A 16,766-nucleotide genomic window follows, 5' to 3' on the forward strand; every position below is an offset into this window, starting at 1 on the left:
CGTCGGAAAAGGTGGACGGACCGTAGGGAGTGGCGATGGAACAGGTCAAGATGTTGTTCAGATAGTCGAGATCTCTGGTTAATATGCGGAATGGCTACTCGAGCGGACGCCGATCCGGCCGGTTTCTCCCAGTCCCTGGAGCGCGGCCTGCAGATCCTGGCCGAGTTCAGCGAGGGGCGGCCGGTGCTGGGCATCGCCGACCTCTCCAGGTCGGTGGGCCTCAACCGCAGCACGACCTACCGCTACGTCGCCACCTTGGCCAAGCTCGGCTACCTGGAACAGGACCCGGACAGCAAGAAGTACTCGCTCGGCCCGCGCGCGGTCGACCTCGGCTACGCGGCGATCACATCGATGGAGATCACCCGGGTCGCCGGTCCCGACCTGCAGGGGCTGGCCGACAAGACCGGCTACACCGTGAGCATGGCGGTGCTCGACGGCCCGGACGTGGTCTACATCGACCGGCACCGCAGCGGCCGGACCGGGGTGGCGGCGATGAGCCTGCACCTGAACGTCGGCTCCCGGCTGCCCGCGTACTGCACCGCGCTCGGCAAGGCCCTGCTGGCCCACCAGGAACCGGCCGCGTTGCGGACTCTGCTGGACCGCACCGACCTGGCCCGGCGCGGCCCGAAGACGATCACCGCCCGCGAGCAGCTGATGGTCTCGCTCGCCCGGGTCCGGCGCGGCGGGATCGCCGTCAACGACGAGGAGCTCGCCGCCGGTCTGCGGGCGGTGGCCGCCGCGGTGCGTGGACGCAGCGGCGGGGTCGTGGCTGCAGTGAACGTCGCCGTGCACCTCACGCACTGGAACACCACGATCGACTCGGTGGTCAACCGGCTGGAAGGCCCGCTGCGCCGGACGGTCGCGGACATCGAGTCGCGGCTCGGGTTCCGCTCATAGTTCATTATCCGAGTGCTGAGTCTGGATATCGGAACGATTCATTGACAGTGCTGATCAGCGGCACCAGACTCTGCCGCCATGCGAGTCCAGGCGGCGGTCTTCGCCCAGCAAGACGGGCCTTTCCGGGTGGAGGACGTTGACCTCGACGGCCCCGGCGCCGGTGAGGTGCTGGTCCGGATCGCCGCGACCGGCATCTGCCACACCGACGGCCTGGCCCGGCACGGTGACCTGCCGTTTCCCGCTCCCGGCGTGCTCGGCCACGAAGGCGCCGGCACCGTCGCCGCCGTCGGCCCTGGGGTGACCGGGTTCGCCGAAGGTGATCACGTCGTCATCGGCTGGCCGTGGTGCGGTTCGTGCCGGAACTGCCTGGCCGGTGAGCCCCGGTACTGCGCGCGATTGGGGTCGTTGCTGGTCGGTGGGACGCGGCCGGATGGGCCTTCCGCGTACCGCCGGGCCGATGGTTCGGCTCTGTACGGCCATTTCTTCGGCCAGTCCTCGTTCGCGACCTACTCGATCGCCGACGCCCGCAGCCTGGTGGCCGTGCCGCGGGAAGTCCCGTTGGAGCTGCTCGGCCCGTTGGCGTGCGGGCTTTCCACTGGTGCGGGCGCGGTTCTCAACACATTGCGGCCCGAGGCGGGGTCGAGCCTGGTGATCTATGGGACCGGTTCGGTCGGTCTCGCCGCGGTCATGGCGGCCCGGAACACCGGCGCCACAACGATCATCGCCGTCGACCGGCACGGCTCCCGGCTCGACCTGGCCCGCTCGCTGGGCGCCACCCACACCGTCAACGCAGCCGAGGACGACCCGGTCCAGGCGGTCACCGACATCTGCGGCGGTCCGGCCGACAACGCGTTGGAGTGCACCGGGATCATCTCCGTGGTGCGCCAGGCGGCCGACTCGGTCGGCATGCTCGGCACGTGCGCGCTGATCGGCGGCGCCCCGGCCGCCGCCGAGTTCACCCTCGACCACCTGACCACGTTGTGGGGCAAGCGAATCGTCGGCGTGCTCGGTGGTGGCGGCCGCAGCACCCAGCTGATCCCCGCCCTGATAGACCTGTATCGCCAGGGCCGGTTCCCGATGGACCGGCTGGTGTCCTGGTTCGACCTCGACCAGGTGGAGGACGCGCTGGCCGCGTCCCACGCGGGCGACGTGATCAAGCCGATCGTCCGTATGCCCTGTTCACAACCCGCGGAGGAACTCCGATGACGCGCAACCGTGACCTTCTGATCGGCGGCAAGGACGTCCCGGCCCGCTCCGGCCGCACCACCGAGGACATCAGCCCGTACACCGGCGAGGTGTTCGCGACCGTGGCCGCCGCGGGAGTCGAGGACGTCACTCTCGCGGTCGACGCGGCCCAGGCCGCTTTCCCCGCGTGGGCGGCGATGAGCCCGTTCCAGCGGCGGGCGATCTTCCTGAAGGCCGCGGATGTGTTGGAGGAACGCACTTCCCAGGCCGCGGACCTGATGGCGGGCGAGGTCGGCGGGACCCGGCCGTGGGCGTACTTCAACGTCGGCCTGGCTGCGGCGATGCTGCGTGAGGCGGCCGCCGCGATCACCGCGCCCCGCGGGGAAGTCCTGTCGGCTCAGGAGGAAGGCGTCCTCGGGCTCGCCGTGCGGGAACCCGTGGGTGTGGTGGCCGCGTTCGCCCCGTGGAACGCGCCGATCATCCTGGGCGTCCGGGCGGTCGCCGCGGCTCTCGCGGCCGGGAACACCGTGGTGGTCAAGCCTTCCGAGGACGCTCCGCTCGCATGTGGACTGTTCATCGCCGATGTCCTGTACGAGGCCGGGCTTCCCGACGGCGTGCTCAACGTGATCACCAACGACCCCGCCGACGCGGCCGGCATCGCCGAGGCACTGGTCGCCGACCCCCGGGTGCGCGCGGTGAACTTCACCGGGTCGACCGGGGTCGGCCGGATCATCGGCATGCACGCCGCCCGGCACCTCAAGCCGGCGTTGCTGGAGCTGGGCGGCAAGAACGCGATCATCGTGCTGGACGACGCCGACGTGGACTACGCCGTCAACGCCGCCACGTTCGGCGTGTTCATGAACGCGGGGCAGATCTGCATGTCCGGCGACCGGATCCTCGTGCACTCGTCCCTGGTGGAGGAGTTCACCACCAAGTTCGCCGCGAAGGTCGCCGCGTTGCCCGCCGGGGATCCGGCCCTGCCCGGCACCGTGATCGGCCCGCTGGTCTCCCCCGCCGCCGCGCAGCGCGTCGCCGGTCTCGTGCGGGACGCCGTCGCCAAGGGCGCCAGTGTTGTCGCGGGTGGCGACGTCGAGGGCGCGGTCCACCCCGCGACTGTCCTCACTGGACTCACCCCGGACGCCGAGCTTTACCACGCGGAGTCGTTCGGCCCGGTCTGCGTGGTCCAGTCGTTCGCCACCGACGACGAGGCCGTCGAGCTCGCCAACGACACCGAGAACGGCCTCACCGCCGGCATCATCACCGAGAACGGCACCCACGGCCTGCACGTCGCCCGCCGCCTGCAGACCGGCATCGTCCACATCAACGACCAGTCCGTCGCCGACGAACCCCAGGCCCCCTTCGGCGGCTTCAAGGCCTCCGGCTACGGCCGCTTCGGCGGCCGCTGGGGTCTCGAAGCCTTCACCAACACCCGCTGGCTCACCCTCGCCACCCAACAAGCCCACTACCCGTTCTGAACACCCTCAACTGGCTGTCACGTCTGACAGGTTTCTCTTAGTCGATTCATGGTCGTGGCACCGGCAACTCTCAGGGAGGAGGCGCTTACTGGTGAGGTAGGAAAGGAGACGGGCGTGAGCCAGATCGATCCGCGGCAGGCAGGGCAGCAGTACGGCGCCTGGCAGCCGCCGTCATATCCCCAGCAGTGGGCTCCGCCGCCACCACCCCCTCGCCGACGGCGCGGGCCGATTGTGCTGTTGGTGACGTTTGCGCTCGCTGTGCTCGTCGGGGTGGGTGTGGCGGGGTGGGCTATTGGGCGGGAGACTCCGGGGACGCCGGAGACGTCGTTCAGCTTCCCGCAACAGCAGCAGCCACAACAACAACTACCGCAGCAACAAGAACCTCAGCAGCAACCGCTGGACTCGTCGGAGGCGGCGTCCAAGGTCGCGGCGGGCCTGGTGGACATCAACACCGTGCTCGGATACCAGGGTGGGCAGGCCGCGGGCACGGGCATCGTGCTCACCGCCAACGGCGAAATCCTCACCAACAACCACGTCGTGGAGGGCGCGACCCAGATCTCGGTGACGGACATCGAGAACGGGCAGTCCTACGAGGCGTCCGTGGTGGGGTACGACCGCAGCCACGACATCGCCGTGATCCAGCTGAAGAACGCGTCCGGGCTGACTACCGCGCCCCTCGGCGACTCGTCGTCCGTGCAAGTCGGCGACCAGATCCTGGGTATCGGCAACGCCGGTGGCCGGGGCGGCGCGCCGGATGTGGCGCCCGGCACGGTGACCGCGCTGAACCAGTCGATCACCGCGACCGACGAGACGGGCTCCAGCTCGGAGGACCTCACCGGCCTGATCCAGGTCAACGCGAACATCCAGGCGGGTGACTCCGGCGGCGCGCTGGCCAACAGCAGCGGCCAGGTCGTCGGCGTCGACACCGCCGCCTCGGCCGGGTACCAGCTGGGCAGGCGCGGCGGTCAGATCGGCGGCGCCGAGGGGTACGCGATCCCGATCAACCAGGCGCTGAGCATCGCCAGGCAGATCGAGTCGAAGACCGCGTCCTCAACCGTCCACATCGGAGAGTCGGCGATCATGGGCATCAGCATCACCGACACCACCGGCGGCGTGGGCATCCAGGGTGTCGTCTCCGGCGGGCCGGCCGCTCAGGCCGGGCTCACCGCCGGGTCGATCATCACGGCGCTCGACGGCCGGCAGACCACCTCGACGACCGCGCTCACCCACGCGATGGACCAGCACCACCCGGGTGACAGCGTCAAGGTGACCTGGCTGGACCAGACCGGACAGCAACACACCACCACCGTCAAACTCGCCACCGGCCCAGTGGGCTGAGTTCCGCGAAGAAGCCCTGGTCGATCAGAGGTCGGCCAGGGCTTTGGCGACTGTCAGGGCCAAGGCGACATGGCAGTCGATGGCGGCGGAGTCATTGCACGGACAGGCCGAGCGTCCAATGTGGAACATCCGGGCCGCGGTCTCACAGTTGATGACTCGTCCTCGGCGCCCGTCCCCCGCCCCGGCTGGACCCCGGCTCGCCGGACCTAGCTGGGCAGGTCGCCGGTGGCCGCGAACTCCAGGCGCCGCGCGACGGACACCGACTGGTCACCGAACCGCTCATAGAACCGCGCCACCAAAGCAAGACTGGACGCGGACGCGGCACCGTGCGGCCATTCGGGCGCGGTGATGATCTCGAACACCTCGGCGTGCAAGGCGTCGACGCCGTGGTCGCACTGCTCCAGCTCGGCGAAGCTGCCCTCGGCCGGTGCGGAGATCAGCTCGCCGATCCGGTCGGCCATGCCCGCGGTGATCCGGCCCAGCTCGGCGAACTTGCCGGTCAGCTCGTCCGGGACGGCGTGCGCGGGATGGGTGAACCGGGCGGTGTCCGCGATGTGCGCGGCCAGGTCGCCCATCCGTTCGATCTTGTCCGCGCAGTACACGGCCGACAGGACAAGCCGCAGGTCACCGGCCACGGGGGCCTGCAATGCCAGCAGGCTGTGCGCCTGCTCCTCACACTGGCTGCGCAGCAGATCCAGTTCGGCATCCGCGCCGAGCACCTGCTCGGCCAACGGCAGGTCCGCGCCCAGCAACGCCGTCGTGGCCTGCCGCATGGCCACCGCGCTGCGCGCGCACATCGCCGACAGCTGCTCGCCCAACCGGGCCAGATCCCCGTGGAAAGCCTCCCGCATAGCTGCGCAGCTTACCTGTCAGGACTCCGGGACGGGTTCGACCAGTCCGGTAGTGACGTCGTGGACCAGGCCGGACACCCCGGATTCCGCCCCGCCGGGATTCGGCGCGCAACATCGCGATAGCCACCCACCGGCACACCTGCCTGACTCGCGGTCAGTCTCTTGTGGACCGCAACCGTTGAGGTCGTGCATCACGCCGCAGCGCGCGTGGTCCACGCCCTGACGGCGGTCGGCCGCGAGCTGGAACCGGCCATCAGCCACTGGGGCGCCACCCGACCTGGTCATCACCGTCAAGCTCGCCGACGAACTGCCCTCCTACCGGGCGGCCAAGCGCGGCTGGACACCTTCCTCCGGGTGGTCACCGTGCCCGCCTGACCGGCCGGATGTTCAATCCCCGACCTCCTGGGCACCCAGAAGTTCACCAACCCTTTCGTCCGAGTTCGTCCGAACGACCAGGTCCGGACCATGCCTGCTGTTAGTGCCGCGCCGGCTAGCAGGTACGGTCCGCGTCGTCCACATCGGATGCCCGGCCAGGAAGGAACCGCCATGCGACTGCGGCTACAGCCCAGGGACACGAAGTTCTTCACGATGTTCACCGAGTGCGGAGCGAACATCAGCGCCTGCGTTGAGGTGCTGCGCGAGTTCGTGACCGCGCCGCCCGAACGGCATCCCGAGCTGGCCAAGCGCATGCACGAGGTGGAACACGCCGGGGACGAGTCGACGCACGCCATCACCGAGCAGCTCAACCGCTCGTTCATCACCCCGTTCGACCGGGAGGACATCTTCCGGCTGGCCCTGCGGCTGGACGACGTGATCGACTTCATCGACGCGGCGGTCGACCTTGCCACCCTGTACGAGGTCGGTGACCTGCCCGAAGGCGTGCACAACCAGGTCGAGCTGCTGTGCCGGGCGGCGGCGCTGACCGCGGACGCGATGCCGAGGCTGAGCAAGCCCGCCGGCCTGCACGGCTACTGGGTGGAGATCAACGAGCTGGAGAACGAGGCCGACCAGGTCTACCGGCGGATGCTGAAGTGGCTGTTCAGCGGCGAGGTGGACACGCTGACGGTGATGAAGCTCAAGGAGGTCATCGACCAGCTGGAGTCGGCCGCGGACGCGTTCGAGCACGTCGCGGACGTCGTGCACGGGATCGCGGTCAAGGAAAGCTGACCGTGGAATTCTCCCTCATCCTGCTGATCGTCCTGGCGCTCGGGTTCGACTTCACCAACGGCTTCCACGACGCGGCCAACGCCATCGCGTCGGCGGTCTCCACCAAGGCGCTCTCGCTGCGCGGGGCCCTGGTGCTCGCCGGGGCGATGAACCTGCTCGGCGCCCTGGCCGGGACCGGTGTCGCGGTCACCGTCGCCAAGGGCGTCATCGCCACGCCCGCCCCCGACCAGGGGCTCACCGTGATCATCGCGGCCGTCATCGGCGCGATCACCTGGAACCTGATCACCTGGTACTTCGGCCTGCCCTCGTCCTCGTCGCACGCGCTGATCGGCGGCCTGGTCGGCGCCGCACTCGCGTCCGCCACCACCGTGCAGTGGAGCGGCGTGCTGGAGAAGGTCGCGCTGCCGATGATCATCTCCCCCGTCGTCGGGTTCGTCCTCGGCTACCTGGTGATGACCGGCATGCTGTGGATCTTCCGCGCGGCCGACGCGCACCGGGTCGCCCGCGGCATGCGGCGCGCGCAGATCTTCTCCGCGGCCAGTCTCGCGTTCGGGCACGGCCTGCAGGACGCCCAGAAGAGCATGGGCGTGATCGTGCTGGCCTTGGTGATCACCGGGCACCAGCAGGACTACTCGGTGCCGTTCTGGGTGATCCTCTTGTGCGCCATGGCTCTGGCGGCCGGCACCTACGCGGGCGGCCTGCGGATCATGCGAACCCTCGGCCGCCGGATCTTCCCGTTGACCCCGCCGTACGGGTTCAGCGCCGAGGTCTCGGCCGCGTCCGTGCTGTACCTGACCGCTTTCGTGTTCGCCGCACCGATCTCGACCACACATGTGATCACGTCGGCGATCATGGGTGTCGGCGCGACCAGACGCCGTTCCGCCGTCCGATGGTCGGTCGCGGGCAACATCGTCACCGCCTGGGTGCTCACTTTGCCTGCCGCCGCTACGGTCGCGGCGATCATCTACACGATCACGCGGTTGTTCTGATGTGTTGCATCAGATCGGTCAGGATGCGCGTGGTGGAGGCGCGTCTGCGGGCATCGCAGGCGTAGACGGGGGTCGCGGCGGGGAGACTGAGGGCCTCGCGGACCTGGTCGGTCGTGTGCGTCGCGACGCCGTGGAAGTGGTTGACGCCGACGACGAACGGCAGGCCGCGCGCCTCGAAGTAGTCGACGGCGGCGAACCCGTCGGCGAGCTTGCGGGTGTCCACCAGCACGATCGCCCCGGCCGCGCCCAGCATGATGTCGTTCCACAGCAGACAGAAGCGGTCCTGGCCCGGCGTGCCGAACAGGTACAGCACGAGGTCGCCGTCGATGGTGACCCGGCCGAAGTCCATGGCGACCGTCGTGGTCCGCTTGTCCCACAACCGGATCCCGGTCAGCGGGGCCTCGCTGGTGAGCGGCTCGATCTCGGACAGCGACGTCACGAACGTCGTCTTCCCGGCGCCGAACCCGCCGGTGACCACGATCTTCGACGCGATCCGGCCGCCGGTCCGGGTGGTGCCGCGGATCCAGGCGTACCGGCGGACCCGCTGGGCGAAGTCAACCACCCGTCACCTCCCACGCCAGCCGCCCGGCGAAGTGCGCCGCGGGGGCGAAATCCGTGTCGGGCTCGGCAAAAACGGCCAGCGCGACACCGTCGCCGACGGCCATCAGCAGCAACAGCCCCTGGTCCATCGTCACGACGGTCCGGGTGACCGGCTCGGCGCGGAAGAACCGTGCCGCACCACCGGCCACACTTTGCAGCAGGGACACCACGGCGGCGGCTTCGTCCGCGGTGTCCGAAGGCAGCGGGTCGGAACACCCCAGCAGCCGGCCGTCCGGACCGGCCAGCACGGCGTGCGCGACTCCGGGCGTGGCCCGCACGAAAGACGTGATCAGCTCATTCATCGAACCCCTCCTGGACCCGGAAGAACCAGCACCGCACGCTAGCCCTGTCTGGCCGCAACGAGCCAACCGCTGTGACGGTTACCACCGTTAACCCAGGATTGTTGACGCGATTCTTACGCGCATCCGGCGAATTCCGGCGGCATTCCAGGCGACAAGGTTACCGACAGGTAACAGGATACGCCCCAAGCTGGCGAAGTACTTTCTGCCGAGCGACCGAAAGACGGCTCTGCCAGCGCGTATCGCGTCGATATGCATGCGGTGCAGCCGCTGGAGGCGACACCCGGAAATCACCCATGCGTGAACGATGATCATTGCCGACGTCCATCTAAACAGCTGTAAACATGTTCGGCGCACGGCCTCATCACCAGGCGAACCTACTGGTCGGTAGGGATAAATTCAGAACACCGCCATCGCCGACCTTCGAGGGCGATCGATTGCATTCGAGCCGTGACCAGAATGAACTTTTTCGTTCAGGTGAGGCGGCTCACCGCGGCCGGACCGGCATTTACCTTCCTTTAACGGTCAGTGACCTTGTGCTCACGGGTTGGAGCCATAGCCTGGCGGAGCCGGGCCCGGCGGAGTCTCCGCGGCCCGAACCCAGGAAGGTCCCGAACCCATGCGAGATCGCCTTGTGCGTACCGGCAGCCGCGCGCCCGCCCGGCTCGCGGCCGCGCTGACCGCGGTCGCTGCGACCATCAGCGGGGTGGTCGTGGCGACCGCGCCGTTCAGCACCGCCGCGCCCGTGGCCGCCCCGTCGTCCAAACAGGACGCTTCGTTTCAGGCGGTGTGCACCTTCAGTCACCGCAACAACGACGACCCGATCGTCTTCCTCGACGAGCCGAACAAGTCGCACACGCACGACTTCTACGGCAACCCCACGACGAACGCCTTCTCCTCCACGTCGAGCCTGCGCAAGAGCGCGCTGACGACGTGCAACATCCCGTTCGACAAGTCCGCGTACTGGGTGGCGAACCTGCGGCGCAACGGTCAGCCGGTGACCGCGGAGCGTCTGGTCGCCACCTACCAGGCGAGGTTCAAGGACCGGGTGGAGCCGTTCCCCCGTGGCCTGAAGATGGTGTCCGGCAACGCCATGGCGATGATGCCTCAGCAGCTGTCCACAGTGGAGTGGAGTTGCAACGACGATGTCAGCCAGGCCTCGCCGAGTGTGATCCCGTCCTGCCCGGACCCGGCCAAGCCGCTGACCATGACCGTGTGGTTCCCGGACTGCTGGAACGGCACGGATCTGGACAGCCCGAACCACATCAGCCACATGGAGTTCAGCTCCGGCGGCAAGTGCCCGGCCAGCCATCCGGTCCCTGTGCCGGGGTTGAAGGAAACGGTGTTCTGGCCGGACGAGAAGTCCAGCAAGGGCCTGACGCTCTCAGCGATGAACAGCACGCTGACCGGGCACGCGGACTTCATGAACGGCTGGGACGCGTTCGGTCAGGGCACGTTCGTCCGGGTGTTCCTCGACCTGTTCAACAGCAACAACATCTTCGGCAGCATCGCCAACCGCCCGCTGCGCACGGTGATCGGCGTGACCGCGGGCCCGCCCAACCGGCCCGAGCCCCGCCGTACGCCCCCGACGATGCCTGAGTCCACATCGGATGGTGGTCCGTTCGCCGGTCTGTTGTCCGCCCTGTTCGGCAAGCGCTGAAGGAGGAACGTGGTGAGAGTCGCCGTGATCGGAGCCGGGATAGCGGGCCTCTCGGCCGCCTACCGGCTGCGCGCCGACGCGGAGGTGACGTTGTTCGAGTCGGCCGCGCAAGCCGGCGGCCACGCGCACACCGTCGAGGTCGACCACAACGGCACCACACTGGGGCTGGATACGGCGTTCATCGTCTACAACGAGCCGCACTATCCGTCCCTCACAAAGTTCTTCGCTGACCTCGGCGTGTCCACCAAGGCGCACCCCGGCCGGTTCAGCTTCTTCGACCACGGCGGCTCCGCGTATGTCTCCGAGGACTTCGACCTGCCCGAACCCGAGGTGGTGGCGCGCTATCCGGCCGGGTTCGTGTCGCTGTGGCGCGAGGCGAACCGGTTCCACCGCGAGTCCCCCAAGGACTTCATGCGCGGCCGGGCGGACATTCCGCTCGCCGAGTACCTGGATCGCAACGGGTACAGCGAATCCTTCCGGCACGGGTTCATCGTGCTGATCGCCACCGCGGCCTGGTCGGTGCCCGCCGAGCGGATCTGGGACATGCCAGCCTCGACGGTGATCGCATTCTTCTTCGCCCATGGCGCCGAAGGGCTCGGTGGCCGGACCGTGCCGTGGCGAACTGTCGGAGGCGGCAGCATCACGTATGTCCGCGCGGTGCTCGACCGGTTGCAGGCAAACGCCGCCATTCGCCTCCGGACAGAAGTACTGGGCGTGCGCGAGGAAGCCGACACCGTCGAGGTCAGGACCGCTGCTGGAGTCGAACGGTTCGACCAGGTCGTGCTCGCCACGCACGCCGACGACGCCCTCCGCCTCCTCGAACGTCCCACCCCACGCCAGCTCATGCTCGCCGCGATCGAGTACCACCCGACACGTGCGGTCCTGCACACCGACGCGACGATCATGCCCGCCGACAAAGCACACTGGCGCAGCTGGAACTACGGCCGCTCCCCCGAGTTGCGCTCGTGGGTCGTCTACTACCTCAACCGGCTGCAGGACTTCTCCTGCGACAAGGACTTCTTCGTGTCGCTGGACTGTCCACTCCGGATCCGCGACGAGCACGTCATCGCGGACCTGCGGTACCGGCACCCGGTCTTCACCGCTGAGGTCCGGCGCCTGCAACGGGAGATCCATTCGGTGAACGATGGCTCGCGGGTCAAGTTCGCCGGGTCCTACTTCCATTCCCGCCGGCTCGGGCCGGACATCGTCGGCTCGCACGAGTCGGCGTTCGACTCCGGCCAGGCGGCCGCCGAGTCGGTTCTGTACAGAAAGGACAGTGATGACTGACCGCCGCACCGCCGCAGAAGTCCAGGAGTGGCTGGTGGCCAGGATCGCCGGCCGGCTCGCGGTCCCGCCGGAGCAGGTCGACGTCGACCAGTACTTCGACGAGTTCGCCCTGGACTCCACCGAGGCCCTGGTGCTGGCCGGGGAACTGGAGAACTGGCTCGGCCTCGAGCTGGAGACCACGGCGCTGTGGTACCACCCGACCATCGCCGACCTGTCGGCGTGGATCGTGTCCATTCAGGAGCGTGCCGGTGCCCGCCACTGACACGGTCGTCATGGTCCATCCCGGCGCGCTGCCCGCATCCTGCTACGCGGGTCTCGCTCGGGAAGTGGACCTTCTGGTGATCGATCTGGAGCAGATCCCTTCGTACCGCGCGATGATGCTGCACGACGACAGCCGGGGCGTGTCCGTGGCCGGGCTCGCCGAGCATGTCGCCGACCGGATCGTCCGCATTTCCGGACCGTGGTTGCTGGCTGGTTGGTCGCTCGGCGGTGTGATCGCGTACGCGGCCACCAGCCTGCTGCCCGACCATCGCCTGCCGCTGCACCTGGTCGCACTGGACAGCATCGCTCCCGTTCCGGAAAACCAGCGGCGTGCCAGCGACTTTCCACCCGAGGTGCTGGTGACCTGGTTTGCCGGGTACCTCGCCGCGAAACGAGGTGGGCGCCTCACTGTCGATGTCCCTGGTGGACTGTCCGTTGAGGACGCGCTGGCAGTTGTTCTCCGAGAGGCGATCCGAACTGGGTTGGTGTGGCCGGATGTCACGGTCGCCGGGATGCGCAAGCTGTTCGAAGTCTATCTCACTGGACTGTTCAGGAACGTCGATCTGACCGCGGGGTATGAAGCTCCGCCCGCACGGGTGCCGATGACGTTGGTCCGCCCGGCGGTCGGGCTGTTGGCCACGCCCGGTGCCTTGGGCTGGCAACGACTGGCTCCCGCGCTCACCGTCGAGCACTGCCCGGGCGACCACTACTCCATGGTCGGCGAGACCGACGCCATCGCAGGCGTGTTCCGCTCCCGCCTCGCCGGTCAGCTGATCTGAGGGGACCACTGTGAACAACCGGATCGCCATCATCGGCCTGGGCGCGCTGTACCCGAAATCCCGGGATCTCCGGGAGTTCTGGAGCAATGTCGTCGAGGCGCGGGACTGCATCGAGGATGTGCCGGAGACGCACTGGTCGATCGCGGACTACTACGATCCCGATCCTTCGGCGCCGGACAAGACCTACTGCAAGCGCGGCGGGTTCATCCCCACGGTCGACTTCGACCCGCTGGAGTTCGGCCTGCCACCAAGCAGTCTTGAGGTCACCGATGTGCTGCAGTTGCTGAGTCTGGTGGTGGCCAAGCAGGTTCTCGCCGACGCGGGCGCGCCCGGGTCGGCCTGGTACGACCCGTCTCGGACCGGGGTCGTCCTCGGCGTGACCGGCGCGAACTCGCTCACCCAGCCGCTGGCGACGCGGTTGCAGACCCCTGTGCTCAAGCGGGTGCTGCACTCGTTCGGGATCAGCGGCGCCGCTGCGGACGAGATCGCGGCCACGTGGGTCAAGGCGTTCGCGCCGTGGGAGGAGAACTCGTTCCCCGGCATGCTGGGCAACGTCGTCGCCGGGCGGATCGCCAACCGGTTCGACCTCGGCGGCACCAACTGCACGGTGGACGCGGCCTGCGCGAGCTCCCTGGCCGCAGTGCACCTCGCGGTGTCCGAACTGGTCAGTGGCCGGGCCGACCTGATGATCACCGGTGGCTGCGACGCGGAGAACACCATCCTGATGTACCTGTGTTTCTCCAAGACCCCTGCTTTCTCGCGCAGTGGCACCATCCGGCCGTTCGACGCGGCGGGCGACGGGACGTTGATCGGCGAGGGCATCGGGATGCTGGCGTTGAAGCGGTTGGCCGATGCCGAACGGGACGGCGACCGGATTTACGCGGTGCTGCGGGGAATCGGGAGTTCCAGCGACGGCCGGTTCAAGAGCATCTACGCGCCACGACGGGAAGGCCAGGTTGTGGCGTTGAACCGGGCTTACGCGGACGCGGGTTTCGACCCTGCTGAGGTCGGACTTGTTGAGTGCCATGGGACTGGGACGGCAGTCGGTGATCAGACGGAGCTCGCCGCCTTGCGGGAGGTGTTCGCCGCAGCCCCGCCCGCATCCGTGGCCGTGGGCAGTGTCAAGTCGCAGATCGGGCACACCAAGGCGGCTGCAGGGGCGGCCGGGTTGATCAAGCTGGCGTTGGCGTTGCACCACAAGGTGTTGCCGCCCACGATCAACGTCTCCCGGCCGCGTGCCGAGTTCGCCGGTTCGCCGTTCTGCGTGAACACCTCGGCGCGACCTTGGATCGCCGATCCCGCACGCCCGGTCCGGCGAGCAGCGCTGTCCTCCTTTGGTTTCGGTGGGACGAACTTCCACTGTGTGCTTGAGGAACACGGCTCTGCTGGTACTGCGCTGCATCCTGTTGCTCGGGTGCATATCTGGCATGCTGAGTCGGCTTCTTCGCTGGCGGCCCTCGTCGAGTCGTCGGCGACTTGTTCGGAGCATGTGCCTGCTTCTTCCGCGCGGCTGGCGATTGTCGCCCGGACTTCGCAGGAGCTTGCTTCGTTGCGGGCCGAAGCGGTCCGGCGGTTGCGGGATGATCCTTCGTCGTTCTCGTTGCCTGGTTGCTACTACCGGCGGCGGGCTGTGGCGTGGGACGGGTCGGTAGCCGCCATGTTCGCCGGTCAGGGGAGTCAGTACGTCGGGATGGGCGCGCAGGCGGCTCTCGCGGTTGCGTCGGTCAGGGCCGCATTCGACCTTGCCTCCACGTCATCTCCATTGGGGCAGGTGGTTTTCCCGGCACCGGCTTTCGATGCGGCCACCCGGGCCGCGCAGGAGGCGGCTCTGCGGTGCACTTCCCATGCCCAGCCCGCCGTGGGCGCTCTCGCTTTGGGGCAGTACCGGTATCTGACCGAGTCGGGGTTCGCGGCTGATGGTGCGATCGGGCACAGCTTCGGTGAGCTGACGGCGTTGTGCGCGGCCGGGAGCTTCAGCGATTCGACGTTCCTGCGTTTGGCTTGGGCGCGCGGCCAGGCCATGTCCGTTCGGTCGTCCGATCCGGGCACGATGGCCGCGGTCCGGCTGGACGTCGACAAGGTGACCGAACTGGTCGCCGCGCACCCGGATGTCTTCGTGTGCAACATCAACGCGCCTGACCAGACCGTTGTCGGCGGCGGGACTTCCGCGGTCCGCGGCTTCGTCGCCTCGTGCCGTGCTGCCGGTGTCGGCGCCCAGGAGATCCCGGTCGCGTCCGCTTTCCACACCCATTACGTGTCCGGCGCGGACTTCCGGACCGCCTTGTCTGCAGTGGACGTCGGCAGGCCTTCCTTCCCGGTGTACTCCAACGTTGCCGGTGCCTCATACGGCGACGATGTGGCCGCCAACCGGGATCTGCTGGTGCGGCAGATCGGGTCGCCGGTGCATTTCGCGTCCCGGATCGAGGAGATGTACCGGTCGGGGCTGCGGATCTTCGTCGAGTTCGGCCCCCGCGCGGTGCTCGGCGGCTTCGTCCGCACGATCCTCGCCGGCCACCCCGACGTGCACATCCTCGCCGCCGACTCCGGCCCGGGCACCGACAGCGACCGTTCCCTGAAACAACTCGCTGCCCAGCTCCTCGTCCTCGGCCTCCCCCTCCACACCCTCAACCGCCACGCATCCACCCACCCAGAGCCGTCACCGACCCACGGAATGAGGATCCCATTGAACGGGGTGAACCACTTGTCCGAGAAGCGCCGCCAAGCCTTCGACCAGTCCCTGGCCACCACCCACCACGCCCTCACCACCGACCCTCGCGATCACCGGCTGCCCGCACCGCTGGAGTCCACTGCCACCAGCCCTTCCTCGCCCGACGGACCTCACCACTCGGCTGGGGTCACCGGCCCGCGTCCTGCCGTCGGCGGTCACCAACTGCCTGCCTCGATGGAGCCCATCGCCGCCGACCACCTGGCTCTCACCACCGATGGCCTTCACCATTCGGCCGGTACCGACCCGCGCCCTACCTCCGGTGGTCACCGAATGCCCACCACCATCGAGTCCGTCGCCGCCGACCACCTGGCTCTGCACCGCGAATACCTCACCAACCAGCTCCGCATCACCGAGTACCTGGCCACCCTCCTCACCACCAACCCGCACCAGGACACCCTGACCACGATCAACGCCCTCCTCCACCACGCCCACACCCTCAGCCAGACTCACATCCACGCCACCGAACTCCTCCGAACCATCACCCACCCCCATCCCACCAACGCCTCACCCACACGCACGAACCCAACACCAGCCCCATCCACCCGACCGCAACCACCCACTCACACCCCAGCCCAGCCCTCGGCCCCCTCCCACAGCCCTCTACCCGCACTCACCAACCCGGCGCCAGCCCCATCCACCCGACCGCAACCACTCACTCACTTCCCAGCCCAGCCCTCAGCACCCACCACCACTGCCCTACCCCCACTCACCAACCCAACACCCCTCCCATCCGCCCAACCACAACCATCCACCCACACCCCAGCCCAGATTTCCGCACCACCGTTCGTCGCACTCCCACCAGCCCCCACCAACGGCGCCCAGCCAACCGCACCGAGCCTGGCCACGCCGCCCCCGGCTGTCGCGCTGACGCCTGCGCTTTCAAGCCTGGAGCCGCCCGCCCCTGCGGGGGTCCACCCGGATGTGGTCCGGGATGCGGTGCTGGCCGTGGTGTCGGACAAGACGGGCTATCCGGTGGACATGCTGGATACCGGGATGGATGTGGAGGGGGATTTGGGGATCGACTCGATCAAGCGGGTGGAGATCATGGGGGTGCTGGGCGAGAAGTTCGGCGGGGTGGCTGGGGTGGGGGTCGAGCGGTTGGCCGAGGTGCGGACGTTGGCGGACATCGTCGGGTTGCTGGTGGAGGTGGGGACGGGCCCAAAAGGGTGACCGCACGGCGGTCCGCGGGGTTGGTGCGGTTGCCGGCTGTTGACCGGGTCGAACGACGGCGAGGGCCGCGAGTTGCCTTG

14 protein-coding genes are annotated in these 16,766 nt (G+C 68.5%); 11 read left to right on the top strand and 3 right to left on the bottom strand.

Going from position 1 to position 16,766, the window contains the following annotated elements; genetic code table 11:
• Window positions 1-90 precede the first annotated feature (90 nt).
• The 4 genes from AB0J95_RS17455 to AB0J95_RS17470 all read left to right on the top strand — a co-directional run bounded on the left by AB0J95_RS17455 (window position 91) and on the right by AB0J95_RS17470 (window position 4,895).
• Complete coding sequence (locus AB0J95_RS17455) at window positions 91-897, top strand: IclR family transcriptional regulator (RefSeq protein ID WP_364758186.1); 807 nt, start codon at window positions 91-93, stop codon at window positions 895-897.
• A gap of 78 nt (window positions 898-975) precedes the next feature.
• Window positions 976-2,103 carry an NAD(P)-dependent alcohol dehydrogenase gene (locus AB0J95_RS17460; RefSeq protein WP_364758188.1) on the top strand — a complete coding sequence of 376 codons (1,128 nt, stop codon included), beginning with the start codon at window positions 976-978 and terminating at the stop codon, window positions 2,101-2,103.
• Window positions 2,100-3,557, top strand: a complete 1,458-nt coding sequence (locus AB0J95_RS17465; protein ID WP_364758190.1) for an aldehyde dehydrogenase family protein — start codon at window positions 2,100-2,102, stop codon at window positions 3,555-3,557. Before AB0J95_RS17460 ends, AB0J95_RS17465 begins: the two co-directional genes overlap by 4 nt.
• A 114-nt stretch (window positions 3,558-3,671) precedes the next feature.
• Window positions 3,672-4,895: a S1C family serine protease gene (locus AB0J95_RS17470; RefSeq protein ID WP_364758192.1), complete on the top strand. Its 1,224-nt coding sequence runs from the start codon at window positions 3,672-3,674 to the stop codon at window positions 4,893-4,895.
• Between the two features lie 206 nt (window positions 4,896-5,101).
• On the opposite strand, the gene AB0J95_RS17475 is transcribed toward AB0J95_RS17470, so the two are convergent.
• Window positions 5,102-5,746: a PhoU domain-containing protein gene (locus tag AB0J95_RS17475; RefSeq protein WP_364758194.1), complete on the bottom strand. Its 645-nt coding sequence runs from the start codon at window positions 5,744-5,746 to the stop codon at window positions 5,102-5,104.
• A gap of 546 nt (window positions 5,747-6,292) precedes the next feature.
• Between AB0J95_RS17475 and AB0J95_RS17480 the strand changes: the two genes are divergently transcribed.
• Together AB0J95_RS17480 and AB0J95_RS17485 are read left to right on the top strand one after the other, a co-directional pair.
• Entirely contained in the window at window positions 6,293-6,913 is a 621-nt protein-coding gene (locus tag AB0J95_RS17480; protein ID WP_364758196.1) for a DUF47 family protein, read from the top strand.
• Window positions 6,914-6,915: 2 nt separating this feature from the next.
• Window positions 6,916-7,902 (top strand): inorganic phosphate transporter, encoded by a 987-nt coding sequence (locus AB0J95_RS17485; RefSeq protein WP_364758198.1) that lies wholly within the window; start codon window positions 6,916-6,918, stop codon window positions 7,900-7,902.
• On the opposite strand, the gene AB0J95_RS17490 is transcribed toward AB0J95_RS17485, so the two are convergent.
• Together AB0J95_RS17490 and AB0J95_RS17495 are read right to left on the bottom strand one after the other, a co-directional pair.
• Window positions 7,886-8,395, bottom strand: coding sequence for an ATP/GTP-binding protein (locus tag AB0J95_RS17490; protein ID WP_364758793.1), 510 nt, complete (start codon window positions 8,393-8,395; stop codon window positions 7,886-7,888). The genes AB0J95_RS17485 and AB0J95_RS17490 overlap by 17 nt on opposite strands.
• A 61-nt stretch (window positions 8,396-8,456) precedes the next feature.
• Window positions 8,457-8,804: a roadblock/LC7 domain-containing protein gene (locus AB0J95_RS17495; RefSeq protein ID WP_364758200.1), complete on the bottom strand. Its 348-nt coding sequence runs from the start codon at window positions 8,802-8,804 to the stop codon at window positions 8,457-8,459.
• 616 nt (window positions 8,805-9,420) lie between these two features.
• Here AB0J95_RS17495 and AB0J95_RS17500 point away from each other — a divergent pair.
• Genes AB0J95_RS17500 through AB0J95_RS17520 form a run of 5 tightly spaced genes read left to right on the top strand, consistent with a single transcriptional unit; the run spans window position 9,421 to window position 16,686 of the window.
• Window positions 9,421-10,461, top strand: coding sequence for a DUF1996 domain-containing protein (locus AB0J95_RS17500; protein WP_364758202.1), 1,041 nt, complete (start codon window positions 9,421-9,423; stop codon window positions 10,459-10,461).
• A 12-nt stretch (window positions 10,462-10,473) separates the two neighbouring features.
• Entirely contained in the window at window positions 10,474-11,748 is a 1,275-nt protein-coding gene (locus tag AB0J95_RS17505; protein WP_364758204.1) for an FAD-dependent oxidoreductase, read from the top strand.
• Complete coding sequence (locus tag AB0J95_RS17510; protein ID WP_364758205.1) at window positions 11,741-12,010, top strand: acyl carrier protein; 270 nt, start codon at window positions 11,741-11,743, stop codon at window positions 12,008-12,010. Before AB0J95_RS17505 ends, AB0J95_RS17510 begins: the two co-directional genes overlap by 8 nt.
• Window positions 11,997-12,788 carry a thioesterase domain-containing protein gene (locus AB0J95_RS17515; RefSeq protein ID WP_364758207.1) on the top strand — a complete coding sequence of 264 codons (792 nt, stop codon included), beginning with the start codon at window positions 11,997-11,999 and terminating at the stop codon, window positions 12,786-12,788. Before AB0J95_RS17510 ends, AB0J95_RS17515 begins: the two co-directional genes overlap by 14 nt.
• A 10-nt stretch (window positions 12,789-12,798) precedes the next feature.
• Window positions 12,799-16,686, top strand: coding sequence for a beta-ketoacyl synthase N-terminal-like domain-containing protein (locus AB0J95_RS17520; protein ID WP_364758209.1), 3,888 nt, complete (start codon window positions 12,799-12,801; stop codon window positions 16,684-16,686).
• Window positions 16,687-16,766: the final 80 nt, after the last annotated feature.

Source organism: Actinocrispum sp. NPDC049592, assembly GCF_040675465.1.
Taxonomy (GTDB): domain Bacteria; phylum Actinomycetota; class Actinomycetes; order Mycobacteriales; family Pseudonocardiaceae; genus Kibdelosporangium.